Annotated in this window: 14 protein-coding genes and 4 tRNA genes; all 18 read right to left on the bottom strand. The window is 31.7% G+C overall.

Annotated elements, in window-relative coordinates; translation table 11 throughout:
* Positions 1–76: 76 nt before the first annotated feature.
* The 18 genes from WBG30_RS15170 to WBG30_RS15255 all read right to left on the bottom strand — a co-directional run bounded on the left by WBG30_RS15170 (position 77) and on the right by WBG30_RS15255 (position 12,055).
* Positions 77–1,294, bottom strand: coding sequence for a phosphoglycerate kinase (locus WBG30_RS15170; protein ID WP_424505495.1), 1,218 nt, complete (start codon positions 1,292–1,294; stop codon positions 77–79).
* A 269-nt stretch (positions 1,295–1,563) separates the two neighbouring features.
* Positions 1,564–2,580 (bottom strand): type I glyceraldehyde-3-phosphate dehydrogenase, encoded by a 1,017-nt coding sequence (gap, locus tag WBG30_RS15175; RefSeq protein ID WP_424505496.1) that lies wholly within the window; start codon positions 2,578–2,580, stop codon positions 1,564–1,566.
* Between the two features lie 110 nt (positions 2,581–2,690).
* Positions 2,691–3,575, bottom strand: coding sequence for an RluA family pseudouridine synthase (locus WBG30_RS15180; protein WP_424505497.1), 885 nt, complete (start codon positions 3,573–3,575; stop codon positions 2,691–2,693).
* A gap of 178 nt (positions 3,576–3,753) precedes the next feature.
* Entirely contained in the window at positions 3,754–4,848 is a 1,095-nt protein-coding gene (locus WBG30_RS15185; RefSeq protein WP_424505498.1) for a D-alanyl-D-alanine carboxypeptidase family protein, read from the bottom strand.
* A gap of 118 nt (positions 4,849–4,966) precedes the next feature.
* Complete coding sequence (nifU, locus tag WBG30_RS15190; RefSeq protein WP_424505499.1) at positions 4,967–5,335, bottom strand: Fe-S cluster assembly scaffold protein NifU; 369 nt, start codon at positions 5,333–5,335, stop codon at positions 4,967–4,969.
* A gap of 25 nt (positions 5,336–5,360) precedes the next feature.
* Complete coding sequence (locus tag WBG30_RS15195) at positions 5,361–6,536, bottom strand: cysteine desulfurase family protein (RefSeq protein WP_424505500.1); 1,176 nt, start codon at positions 6,534–6,536, stop codon at positions 5,361–5,363.
* Positions 6,537–6,663: 127 nt separating this feature from the next.
* Positions 6,664–7,332, bottom strand: a complete 669-nt coding sequence (nth, locus tag WBG30_RS15200; protein WP_424505501.1) for an endonuclease III — start codon at positions 7,330–7,332, stop codon at positions 6,664–6,666.
* A 52-nt stretch (positions 7,333–7,384) separates the two neighbouring features.
* On the bottom strand, positions 7,385–7,903 hold the full coding sequence (locus tag WBG30_RS15205; RefSeq protein WP_424505502.1) for a hypothetical protein: 519 nt from the start codon (positions 7,901–7,903) through the stop codon (positions 7,385–7,387).
* Positions 7,904–8,308: 405 nt separating this feature from the next.
* Positions 8,309–8,467, bottom strand: coding sequence for a rubredoxin (gene rd / locus WBG30_RS15210; RefSeq protein WP_424505503.1), 159 nt, complete (start codon positions 8,465–8,467; stop codon positions 8,309–8,311).
* A 68-nt stretch (positions 8,468–8,535) separates the two neighbouring features.
* Positions 8,536–9,108: a rubrerythrin gene (gene rbr, locus WBG30_RS15215; protein ID WP_424505504.1), complete on the bottom strand. Its 573-nt coding sequence runs from the start codon at positions 9,106–9,108 to the stop codon at positions 8,536–8,538.
* A 74-nt stretch (positions 9,109–9,182) separates the two neighbouring features.
* Positions 9,183–9,701: a ferritin gene (locus tag WBG30_RS15220; protein ID WP_424505505.1), complete on the bottom strand. Its 519-nt coding sequence runs from the start codon at positions 9,699–9,701 to the stop codon at positions 9,183–9,185.
* Between the two features lie 185 nt (positions 9,702–9,886).
* Positions 9,887–10,309 carry a Fur family transcriptional regulator gene (locus WBG30_RS15225; RefSeq protein WP_424505506.1) on the bottom strand — a complete coding sequence of 141 codons (423 nt, stop codon included), beginning with the start codon at positions 10,307–10,309 and terminating at the stop codon, positions 9,887–9,889.
* A gap of 90 nt (positions 10,310–10,399) precedes the next feature.
* Complete coding sequence (locus WBG30_RS15230) at positions 10,400–10,846, bottom strand: GNAT family N-acetyltransferase (protein WP_424505507.1); 447 nt, start codon at positions 10,844–10,846, stop codon at positions 10,400–10,402.
* Positions 10,847–10,872: 26 nt separating this feature from the next.
* Entirely contained in the window at positions 10,873–11,604 is a 732-nt protein-coding gene (gene truA / locus WBG30_RS15235; RefSeq protein ID WP_424505508.1) for a tRNA pseudouridine(38-40) synthase TruA, read from the bottom strand.
* 100 nt (positions 11,605–11,704) lie between these two features.
* Positions 11,705–11,788 (bottom strand) — tRNA-Leu (locus WBG30_RS15240).
* Between the two features lie 7 nt (positions 11,789–11,795).
* Positions 11,796–11,871: transfer RNA gene (locus WBG30_RS15245), tRNA-Lys, on the bottom strand.
* Between the two features lie 25 nt (positions 11,872–11,896).
* Positions 11,897–11,972: transfer RNA gene (locus tag WBG30_RS15250), tRNA-His, on the bottom strand.
* A gap of 7 nt (positions 11,973–11,979) precedes the next feature.
* Positions 11,980–12,055 (bottom strand) — tRNA-Gly (locus WBG30_RS15255).
* Positions 12,056–12,102: the final 47 nt, after the last annotated feature.

A 12,102-nucleotide genomic window follows, 5' to 3' on the forward strand; every position in this document is an offset into this window, starting at 1 on the left:
CAGGAAGAGTGGTCTAAACATAAAAATAAATATAAAAAAGAGGAAGATTTCTCCTCCTCTAAGTCTTTCTATTTAATTATTTTCCACAGTTACAGTTACCACAGTGACTAGCTATAGAATCTATTCCTGGTAAAACTTTTCCTTCTAAATACTCAAGTGAAGCTCCCCCACCTGTAGATATATGTGTAAATTTATCAGCAAATCCTAAATCGATTGCTGCTGTTGCAGAGTCTCCTCCACCTATAATAGTGATAGCCCCATCTAAATTAGCGATTGCTTCACAAACTCCGATTGTTCCTTTAGCGAAATTAGACATTTCGAATACACCCATTGGTCCATTCCATACTACCGTCTTAGCTCCTGCTAAAGCATCTTTGAATAATTCTACTGATTTAGGTCCGATATCTAACCCCATTTCCCCTTCAGGAATTTCATTTACAGATACAATTTGGTGCCCTGCATCATTTGAGAATTCTTTTGAAGTGATAGTATCTAAAGGTAAGATTAATTTATCTCCTGCTAATTCCATTAATTCTTTCGCAAGGTCTAATCTATCTTCTTCACATAATGAAGATCCGATATTTAATCCTTTCGCTTTTAAGAAAGTAAACATCATTCCTCCACCGATGATTATTTTATCAGCTTTTGGAATTAAGTTTTTAATTACAGAGATTTTATCAGAAACTTTTGCTCCACCTAAGATAGCTACTAATGGTTTTTGTGGTGCGTCTACTACTCCACCAATAAATTTGATTTCTTTTTCCATTAAGAATCCTGCTGCTGATTCTTTTACGTTTGAAGCTATTCCTACGTTTGAAGCATGCGCTCTATGAGCAGTTCCAAATGCATCGTTTATAAAAACGTCTCCTAAAGAAGCCCAATATTTTCCTAATTCAGGATCATTCTTAGATTCTTTCTTACCATCGATGTCTTCAAATCTAGTGTTTTCAAACATCATTATCTCTCCATCTTTTAATTCTGCTACTGCAGCTTCTAATTCTGCTCCTCTAGTTTCAGCTACAAACTTAACTTCCTTACCTAATAATTCAGATAGTCTTACAGCTATTGGTGCCATTGATTTTCCAGCTTTATCTTCCTCTGTTTTAACTCTTCCTAAATGAGAAAAAGCTATAACTTTTCCACCTTGCTCTAATACATATTTAATTGTATCAGTTGCTGCAGCTATTCTATTATCGTTTGTGATTTTTCCATCCTTCATAGGAACGTTAAAATCTACTCTCATCAACACTTTTTTACCATTTAATTCTAATTCATTTACTATTTTTTTTGCCATTTTTAAATACCTCCAAGAATCACTCTTCCTTTTTATAGTATTTCCATTGATTATTGAAATTAAGTTTGTCAAATCTTAAATTTACAAATATCGACTTCTCAAAAGAAACCAGCGTAGAGCTCGAAGCAATTACGATAGTTTTCTTTATAACATTTAAAATTAATTTTAATATTCGTTAATCGAAAAACGATAACTAAGGAGAGAGTATTTTATTTTAAAAAAATAACGGAAACAAATGCTCCCGCTATTCTATTTATTCTATTATATAATTACTTTGCTAATTGAGCAAATTTCTTACAAGTTCTTATTAATTGAGCTGTATAAGACATCTCATTGTCATACCAAGTTAAGATTTTTACTAATTGCTTTCCATCTACAGTCATTACTTTTGTAGATTGAGCGTCAAACCAAGATCCGAATTCGATTCCGATACAATCAGAAGATACGATTGGCTCTTCAGTATATCCTAAAGTTTCGTTTGATGCTGCTTTCATAGCTGCATTGATTTCTTCAACAGTTACGTTCTTCTCTAACTCTACTACTAAGTCAACACAAGATCCTGTAACGGTTGGAACTCTTACTGCTCCACCATCTAATTTCCCTAATAATTCAGGTAATACTTTTCCTACTGCTACTGCTGCTCCTGTAGATGTAGGTACCATGTTAGCTGCTCCCGCTCTTCCTCTTCTTGCGTTTATGTCTTTTGGATGAGGTGCGTCTAAGATGTTTTGGTCATTTGTATATGCATGGATAGTTGTCATGAAACCTTTTACTAATCCAAATTCTTTGTTTAATACGTTTACAACCGGTGCTAAACAGTTAGTTGTACAAGAAGCTCCAGATATGATTGTTTCTTCTCCAGTTAATACTTCATCGTTTACGTTGAATACGATTGTTTTAAGATCTCCCGCTGCTGGTGCAGAGATAACTACTTTTTTAGCTCCTGCATCTATATGTGCTTGAGACTTTTCTTTAGATACATAGAATCCAGTACATTCTAATACTACATCTACATCTAATGCTTTCCAAGGTAAGTCTGCTGCATTTCTTTCAGAGTATATTTTAATTTCTTTCCCATCTACTACTATTCCATTTTCTGTAGCTTCAATTGAATCCATTTTGAATCTTCCTTGAGCTGTATCAAACTTTAATAAGTAAGCTAAAGTTCTAGGATCCGTTAAGTCGTTTATTGCTACTACTTCAAATTCAGGGTTATCTGCCATTAATCTGAATGCTAATCTTCCAATTCTACCAAATCCATTTATCGCTATCTTTACTGCTGCCATAGTTTATTCCTCCTGAGATTTTTTTATTTTACACTATAAATATATCGTAAATTTCTAGAGTTTGTCAACGGAACATGAGTATTAATTTTGCAACAATTCTTGGTCTATTTTTACCCTATCACCCTCCCTTTCACAATTTGCTCCATATCATCAGGCAAAGTTGTTGTTACAGTTTCTTCTTTCCTTGTATCTGGATTAGTAAAAATTAATTTATAAGCATGTAGAAGTTGCCTTTTAACACCGTTAACTTTCCCTCCATAGAGCTCATCTCCTAATATTGGATGCCCCATTGTTGATAAATGAACCCTAATTTGGTGAGTCCTTCCTGTAAATAGCTCAACCTCTAGAAGGGTTAAGTTTTGATCATCCATTCTCTTTAAAACCTTTACTCCTGTCTTTGCACTTTGACCTCCGTCCTCTATTGATAGTAATTCTCTTTTTAACGAATCTCCTACACGGCCAATTGACTCCTCTATAACAAACTCATTTTCTTTAACTATTCCTTTAACTATTGTTTGGTAGTATTTCTTTACAACAGCTTTCTCTTTATTTTGTAAAAATGCCTGGGAAAAACCATTTTTAGCTACCACTATTATCCCAGAGGTATTCATATCTAATCTATTATAAAATCTTGGGACCGTAATTTCACCAGTCTTTTCTTTCATATAATATATTATTCCATGAGCTAGAGTTCTATCTACCTTTTTTTTAGTGGGATGTACTATCAAATAAGGTTCCTTATTTAAGATAATCAGGTTTTTGTCCTCATACACTATATCCAAATCCATCTGGATAGGTTCTATGTTTGTTCCTTTATTATGTTCTTTTACCAATAACCTATTTAATTTTCTCACTTTTTTATTAGGTTTTACTTTTTTCCCATTCAAAAAGATATCAATCTTCCTCATACTTCTACTAGAATAACCTAAAACTTCCTTTAAATAATCTCCAACTTTATAACCATGATATTCTGGTTCAATTATATATTTTTTCATTGTTTCTCCTTCTTTTCAACTTTAATTTATATTTACTACTAATATCTATTATAACATAATAATATAAAAAGGAATCCAAAGATTCCTTTTCTATATATTTTACTATAAGTTATTTTTTTCTTACTTAAATTAATTAATTAATTAATCCCATATTTATATTCTATCTCTTTTATATTTTTCAATTAAATATTCTTTGAAAAAAACCCATTCGTTCAATTGAATGATCGATTTTTAGTTCATTTTTTAGATAAGTTTTCCCATCTATTAAAATTTTATACTCTCCTACTACAGTCCCTGCTTCAACAGGAGCTTTCATATTTTTTTTTATAGTCACTAGTTTTTCTATCTTTATACTTTTAGCTAATAATTTACTATAGTTATTCTCAGCATAAAAACTAACTTCCGATTCTATACCATCTTTAACCTTTAGTGTTCCCAGTTTTTCTCCTTGAACCAAAAGATCTATATAACCATAATCATTATGAAATTTATCTAAATCCTCTAATACAACTGTATCACGAGTTTTTTCATCTGGAGAACCAAATACAATCTCTAGCATATTTAAATTATTCTTTTTAGAAACTATAGAAATATTGTACCCTGCCAAACTATGATGTCCAGTCTTCATTCCATAGATACCATCTATTCCCAATAATTTATTTCTACTCTTAAACCTCTGCTGGCCATTTCTTATCCCAGCTTCCTTCATAGAAGCAATCTTCATATAATCATCATTTTTTAGTAATTCTATAGATAATTTATAGATATCATTTACCGTAGATACATCCATCGCTGTTCCTGTCATATGAGGGGGCAAACCTGCCGGAGTGTAATAGCTAGTATTTATCATTCCTAAAGACTCTGCTTTTTCATTCATTCTCTTTACAAATTCGTTTAAATCTCCATTTGCTACATAGTAAGCCAAAGAATATGCTGCGTTATTAGCAGAATAGATCGCCGTTGCTTTAAGTAAATCTCTCACACTAAGCCTATCTTCTACAGTCATCCATATTCTACTTCCACCAACTTTTCTTGCCTCTTCTGGAATGTCTACCATATCGTTCATAGTTATTTCACCTTTAGATATAGCATCATAAGTAACCAGTATAGTCATCATCTTAGTTACAGAAGCTAATGGACAGATTTTTTCTCCATTAATACTATTTATTATTTTACCATCTGCTGTTCCTAATAATTTTGCTGTAAATCTTTCTTCTTGCCCAAAACTCAATATCCCTATAATTAAATATATCCCTATAACAATTTTTTTCATCTTATTCACGTCACCCTTTTTTCCTCATAATTTAATGATTAATACACTTTTTTAGATTAGAGTATTATAACATACATCAAATAAAAAAGGGATAGTTTCCTATCCCCAAATAAAATCATTATTTTTTAGATATATAATCTTCTATTGCTGCTTTTATAGCCTCTTCAGCTAATACAGAACAATGTACTTTTGCTGCTGGTAAGCCATCTAAAGCTTCTACAACTGCTTTATTTGTTACCTGTAACGCTTCCTCTACACTTTTATTTAAAATCATCTCTGTAGTTACAGATGATGATGCGATGGCTGAGGCACATCCAAATGTTCTAAATTTTACATCTTTGATTATTCCGTCTTCTATCTTTAAGAAGATTTCCATCATATCTCCACATGACGGACTTCCTATTTTCCCATATCCATCAGGATTTTCAATTACTCCAACATTCCTAGGATTCATGAAATGATCCATTACTTTTTTTGTATATTCCATCTATCGTCACTCCCCATTTTTTAATTTATTTTTCAAGTTTAAATTCATTCCAAAGCGGTGAAATCATTCTTAATTTCTCTATCACTTTAGGAGCTTCCTCTATTACATATTCTATATCTTCATGAGTATTAAATTTCCCCAATGAGAATCTAATAGTCCCGTGGGCATCTACAACCTCTATCCCCATTGCTAACAACACATGGGAAGCCTGCAGGTCATCTGAAGAACATGCTGATCCAGAACTAACAGCTATTCCTTTATAATCTAACCCCAATAGGATCGATTCTCCTTCTAAGTGCTTAAAACTAATACTTGAAGTTCCCGGAAGCCTAACCGCTTCCTTCCCATTTATTTTAATCTCTGGAATTCTTATAACCATCTCTGTTTCAAAGAACGATCTTAATTCTTCTTCTTTTTTTATCTTTTCTTCCATATTTGCAGTAGCTAACTCCAATGCCTTAGCCATTCCTACTACTCCTGCTAGGTTAGTTGTTCCAGGTCTAATCTTTCTTTCTTGACCTCCACCTGTAATAACTTTTCCTAGTCTGATTCCATTTTTAACAAACAGTCCAGCCGTTCCTTTAGGACCATTAAATTTATGACCTGAAAAACTCATCAAATCTACTCCTAATTCCTTAGGATATACAGGTATCTTTCCGACCGTTTGAACAGCATCTGTATGAAATACAATTTTATTTGCACGAGTTATCTTAGATATTTCCTCTATTGGTTGCACTACTCCTGTTTCGTTATTAGCATGCATAAGAGTAACTAAGATTGTTTCCTTCCTAATAGCTTTTTTTAACTCTTCTACTATTACTACACCATTTTTATCTACAGGTATGTAAGATACTTCAAATCCCTCTCTCTCTAGATCTTGACATGTATTTTTAGCACCTGGATGTTCAATAGCACTTGTAATTATGTGATTACCTCTTCTTTTGTAAGCTCTTGCTATACCTCTTATGGCTAAGTTATTACTTTCTACCCCTGTTCCAGTAAAAATTAATTCAGTTTTTTCTATCTTTAATATATCTGAAATTGTTTCTCTAGCTAAATCTAAAGCTTTTCCTGATTTTTGTCCAAAACTATGCATACTGTGAGCATTTCCATATACCTCACAAAAATAAGGTAACATAGCTTCCAATACTTTTTCATCTGTTTTTGTTGTAGCGTTATTATCTAAATAAACTCTCTTCATTCCTTCACCCCTTATTTATATACCCTATATTACCATTCTTTAGTTTTTATGTCAACATAATCCTTGGTGTTCCAAAGGTTTGATAATCGAAACTTTTAAAGCCTTAGTATTATTGTCCTATTCGTGGTCAACTATTATTTTTAGCCTCTTTTTTTAGTTTTTTTCTTCCAAAATTACAAAAAATATTTATTTCACATCGGTTACATTGAGGTCTTCTAGCCACACACGCATCTCTTCCTTGTAAGATTAAATAATGAGATATATCTATCCAATATTCTTTAGGGACTAGTTCCATTAACTCTCTTTCGATAATTATAGGATTATCTCCCTTTACAATTCCTATTAAGTTCATCAACCTCTTTACATGAGTATCTACAGTTATTCCTTCAGCTAATCCCCAGACCTCTCCTCTAACAACGTTTGCCGTTTTTCTTCCCACACCTGCTAACGCTACTAATTTATTCATTTCTTTAGGAACTTCTCCATTATACTCCTCTAATAATATTTCGCTAGTCTTCTTTATATTTTTGGCTTTATTTTTATAAAAACCTGTACTCTTGACCAAAGTTTCTATTTCTTCTAGTTCCATCTTTGCAAACTGCTTTGGGGTGTTTATACCTTTTTTTCGAAACATCTCCTCAGTCACTATATTTACCCTCTTATCGGTACATTGAGCCGATAGACTTACAGCTACTAATAATTCAAAAGGAGTCTCGTATTTTAATGCACACTCTGGGTTTCCAAATTTTTCATGAAGTATAGCTATTATTTTTTTAATTTTTTGTTTTTTAGTCATAATTTCGCCTTCCTTTTAGTGGCTATTAGCCAGTTTTTATTTTTTAATTCTCCTAAACTAACTCCCAACGATCCTTTGGTTGAAAATATTCTAAATCTATATCTTCATATATTTGATTTTCAATTATATTTTCCATACTTATCTTTATATCCTTTTTATCATATATCTTTTTTATCAATTTTACATGAGGTTTAGGTCCTGTAGAATGCCACAGGGTATAGTTAAAGTGTTTTGATATTTCGGGGATCATGTGAATAGATATTCCACTCTCTAATAAAAACTCATAATAATTTATCCGTCTTTTAACCTGATTATATTTAGAAATTATTTCCAATACCTCCGTCTCTAACTCTTTTAAACGTTCTTTTTTTTCTAATTTAACTTCCTCTTTCTTTGACAAAGAGAGAGAATCAGAAAGAGAGAGTTGATTTCCCACAACTATATCAATATCTCCTACATCTTTCTTTTTTCTTCTCAAACTCCCGGTCATTTCACACCTATAACCGTGTTTCTCTATGTATATTTTAACATTTTTATATTCTTTAACAGCAAATTGATAATCAAATCTCATCTTATCTCTCCTTATGCTTTTTTTTAGTCTATCACAAAAAAGCCCTACCTCAAAATTTGAGATAGGGCTACAAATAAATTACAAATAAAAAAAACTTACCAAGTGCAAGCTTTTTTTATCAATAATTCAATTGACACATATAGTCTTAAAAGGGGGGCTTAAGCTCTACATGGATGTCCAAAGTTTCCCTTGAACTAATATAAGTATACTAAACATTTTTTAAAAAGTCAACCCTTTTCCGAACGTTTTTTTAATAAAATTCAGTTTTTAGACACACTTCCACTTTAAAATGTACTGTTTGCCTACAAAACATTATTTACGATTTTAAAACGTTATAAAACTTCAGTTTATAATTAGATTATTTTAAAATAAAAAATACCTGCAAATTTGCAGGTATTTCTATTTTTACATTTTTTCAAATTGGTCTTTCCCTACTGCACATAGAGGACAAATCCAATCTTCCGGTACATCTTCCCACTTTGTTCCTGGAGCTACCCCTGAATCAGTATCCCCCATTTCTGGGTCATACACATAACCACATACTATACATAACCATTTATCCATATATATTCCTCCTAGTTTTTTAAGCTATAAGTTGCTCTTATCATATTACTCTATAATTTAAATTTTTCCTAATAATTATTTTCTTTAACTTCAAAATAACTTTGGGGATGAAGACATGCAGGGCACAATTCTAATGCTTTTTCTCCTTCATGTACGAATCCACAATTTCTACACTTCCATCTGACTACACTTTTCTTATTAAATATACTATTATCTTCTAAATTTGCTAGTAATTTTAAATATCTAGCTTCATGTTCTTTTTCTACCGCCGCTATATACCTATAAGCCACAGAAACTTCCGCAAAACCTTCTTTTTCGGCAACTTCTGCAAAATGAGGATATAGCTCCGTCCATTCTTCATTTTCTCCACCTGCTGCATTTTTTAAGTTTTCTTCAGTAGTTCCCACTTGGTTTGTCGGATAAATAGCTGTGATTTCTAAGTTTCCTCCTTCTAAAAACCTAAAAAATCTTTTAGCATGTTGAATTTCATTATCTGCTGTTTCTGAGAAAATTGCTGAAATTTGCTCATACCCCTCTTTTTTAGCTTGCTTAGCATACAACTTGTATCTATTGGTAGCTTGTGACTCTCCTGCAAAAGATTTTAGTAAATTTTTTTCTGTTTCAGTACCTTTAATTGTCATAAACAAATTCCTCCTATTACGATTAATAATCGTATATTAAAGTCAATAATATATAAAGATAGTATCAAACTAATTTAAATTTTTTCTTGTGTAGAATCTATAAATACTCTATTTTGCATCTCTCTATCTAACATAAATAGACCCGTTCCTTTGCCTTCTACCATTTTCAATTGCTCTAATACAGAAGATACATGCGCTTCCTCTTCTACTTGTTCATTTATATACCATTGAAGCATATTTATAGTAGCATAATCTTTTACTTCATGGGCTATTCCTAAAACCTCATTTATAGATTCCGTTATAAATTGTTCATGTTTATATGTATCTTCAAATACATCTATAGGACCTTCCCATTCTATTTTTACAGCTCCTACTTCAGCCAACACGGCCCTCTCTCCTCTTTCTAGTAAATAATCAAAGAGTTTTAATGCATGGGATGTTTCCTCTTGATACTGTACTCTCATATAGTTCGCAAATCCTGGTAAATTTTTAGAATTAAGATAAGCATTCATTGATAAATACAACTGTGCAGAATACATCTCTTTATTAATTTGCTCATTTAAAATTTCTAACATGTTTTTATTCATTGCCATTTTTTTCCTCCCAAATTTAAATCAAATATAACCTTAAGAAAATCATATTTCTTAAAACAAAATATTTTTTTAAGCACTTCTTTCTATACCAACCTCTTTTTTTTTTCCTTCTTTCATCTTTTTATAAATAATAAAAATAACCCCCCATTAAAAATGACGAATTATTTTTCAGTGTTCTACCAATATTATTTTTTTTTCTCTAAACACACATTACATACCCCTTTAAAATAAAGATGATGCTCATTTATTTGAAAATTATCAAGTTCAGGAATATTTATTTTTTCCATTCCTAGTTTTAAATCACTAACTTCTCCACATTCATCACATTTAAAATGTCCATGTATACTTGTATCAGCGTCATACCTAGTTTCATTTTCTTCTACTAATATTACTATAGCAATCTTCTTTTCTACGAATAAATTTAATGTATTATAAACTGTAGTTTTAGATAAAGTTGGTATTTCTGGAGCAAGACTCTTATACATCATATCTATTGTAGGATGGTTTTTATTCACTATTAAGTATTCAAAAATTTTCATCCTCTGATAAGATGGTCTTATATCATGACTTTTTAAATATGAACTTATTTTTTCTATATTTAATTTCATTTTTACCTCCTCTTTCACTTAAAAAATTGTAATCATTTCACATATAATTTTATTATATTTTTATTGTTTTGTCAACAAATGATTTTTTCACTATATTTCCTTTCCGAAATAAAGTCTATCTACACCTTTTCCATATTCATCCTTTAACATGTCTTCCATCTTGAATCCTATTTTTTTATATAATTCTATAGCTTCTTGATTTTCCAAAGAAACTGTTAGCCCTATTTTTTTTATTTTATTTTCTCTAAATACTTTTATAGACTCTTCTAAAAGTTTTTTACCATAACCACATTTTCTGTATTTTTTTTTTATAGAAAAGCCATATAGAAATACCTCATCACCATGAAAATCTCTAATATATTCAGCTATCCCTATGACCTCTTCTTCTATAACTAATATAAATACTTTCCCATAACGAATAATAGGTTTCAAAATCCATTCATCTACCCCACCACTTACTCCAAAAGCTTCTTTTTCAACCTCTATTATCTGCTCTATATATTTTTTATCTTTTGCATGTATCTCTAAGAATTTCATTTTTATCCCCCTAAAATAACTAACAACTAATAATTTACCTCATACAGATATAAACCCGATCCATCTATAACTATTTTTTCACTTTTAGGATCAGGATTTTCTAATTTTTTTAACAAATAATCAAAAGGCCTTTCTTTAAAATAAACCGCTATAGAACTTCCTAGCATTATTCTGATCTGTGTCTTTAAAAAAGCATTTCCTTTTATATAGATCCCAATTTTATTATTACCCTTCCTATAGCACTTTATTTCAAAAATCTCCCTTACAGGATTCTTACCACCACAATCAGTCATTCTAAATCCGTCAAAATTATGTTTACCTAAAAATACTTTCATTATATCGTATAATTTGTCTGTATCCATATTTTCTTTGATCTCGGTTAGGTATCTAGTTTCAAATACACTTCTTTTAGAAGTCAATATAAATTCATATGCTCTTGTTTTAGCAGAGAACCTAGAATGAAACTCAATATCAACATCTTCTACCTTTAATATTTTAATATCTTTAGGAGTAATATTATCAAGAGCGTAAACCAGTCTATTTGCTGGTATTTTAGAATCCGTAATAAAGTTAGAAACTTGTTCTAGTGCATGGACTCCTCTATCAGTTCTTCCTGAACTTATCAAGTTTATCCTTTCTTTTATTATCTTATATAACCCTGATTCGAGTTCCCCTTGTACAGTTCGTCTATCTGGTTGTCTTTGAAATCCAAAAAAATCACTTCCATCATACTGATAGATAAGTTTTATATTTCTCATTTTTTTCATCTCCTAGATAAAGTTTTAATCTTATAACAAAAGGCAGATTTTTCTAAATAAAAAAACCCTAGAATAAATTCTAGAGTTTAAAACTTTAATATGGTGCGGAGGGGGGGACTTGAACCCCCACGTCGAAGACACTAGATCCTAAGTCTAGCGCGTCTGCCAATTCCGCCACCCCCGCGTATGGATGGTGCGCCACACAGGGTTTGAACCTGTGACAACTCGATTAAAAGTCGAGTGCTCTACCAGCTGAGCTAGTGGCGCATAAGTATAAAGTTTTTTAAAATGTTGGGGTGGCTGACGGGACTCGAACCCGCGACAACCAGTACCACAAACTGGCGCTCTACCAACTGAACTACAACCACCACATTTTGGAGCGGGAAACCAGGTTCGAACTGGCGACATTCAGCTTGGAAGGCTGACGCTCTACCAACTGAGCTATTCCCGCGTATCTTGGTATATTTAATTGAAATGGTCGGAACAATAGGATTCGAA

The sequence above is a fragment of the Psychrilyobacter sp. genome (assembly GCF_049671765.1).
Lineage (GTDB): Bacteria > Fusobacteriota > Fusobacteriia > Fusobacteriales > Fusobacteriaceae > Psychrilyobacter.

Coding starts and splice junctions, on each gene's coding strand:
- WBG30_RS15170 (WP_424505495.1), bottom strand. CDS start 1,294: ATGGCAAAAAAAATAGTAAATGAATTAGAATTAAATGGTAAAAAAGTG.
- gap (WP_424505496.1), bottom strand. CDS start 2,580: ATGGCAGCAGTAAAGATAGCGATAAATGGATTTGGTAGAATTGGAAGA.
- WBG30_RS15180 (WP_424505497.1), bottom strand. CDS start 3,575: ATGAAAAAATATATAATTGAACCAGAATATCATGGTTATAAAGTTGGA.
- WBG30_RS15185 (WP_424505498.1), bottom strand. CDS start 4,848: ATGAAAAAAATTGTTATAGGGATATATTTAATTATAGGGATATTGAGT.
- nifU (WP_424505499.1), bottom strand. CDS start 5,335: ATGGAATATACAAAAAAAGTAATGGATCATTTCATGAATCCTAGGAAT.
- WBG30_RS15195 (WP_424505500.1), bottom strand. CDS start 6,536: ATGAAGAGAGTTTATTTAGATAATAACGCTACAACAAAAACAGATGAA.
- nth (WP_424505501.1), bottom strand. CDS start 7,332: ATGACTAAAAAACAAAAAATTAAAAAAATAATAGCTATACTTCATGAA.
- WBG30_RS15205 (WP_424505502.1), bottom strand. CDS start 7,903: ATGAGATTTGATTATCAATTTGCTGTTAAAGAATATAAAAATGTTAAA.
- rd (WP_424505503.1), bottom strand. CDS start 8,467: ATGGATAAATGGTTATGTATAGTATGTGGTTATGTGTATGACCCAGAA.
- rbr (WP_424505504.1), bottom strand. CDS start 9,108: ATGACAATTAAAGGTACTGAAACAGAAAAAAATTTACTAAAATCTTTT.
- WBG30_RS15220 (WP_424505505.1), bottom strand. CDS start 9,701: ATGGCAATGAATAAAAACATGTTAGAAATTTTAAATGAGCAAATTAAT.
- WBG30_RS15225 (WP_424505506.1), bottom strand. CDS start 10,309: ATGAAATTAAATATAGAAAAAATAAGTTCATATTTAAAAAGTCATGAT.
- WBG30_RS15230 (WP_424505507.1), bottom strand. CDS start 10,846: ATGAAATTCTTAGAGATACATGCAAAAGATAAAAAATATATAGAGCAG.
- truA (WP_424505508.1), bottom strand. CDS start 11,604: ATGAGAAATATAAAACTTATCTATCAGTATGATGGAAGTGATTTTTTT.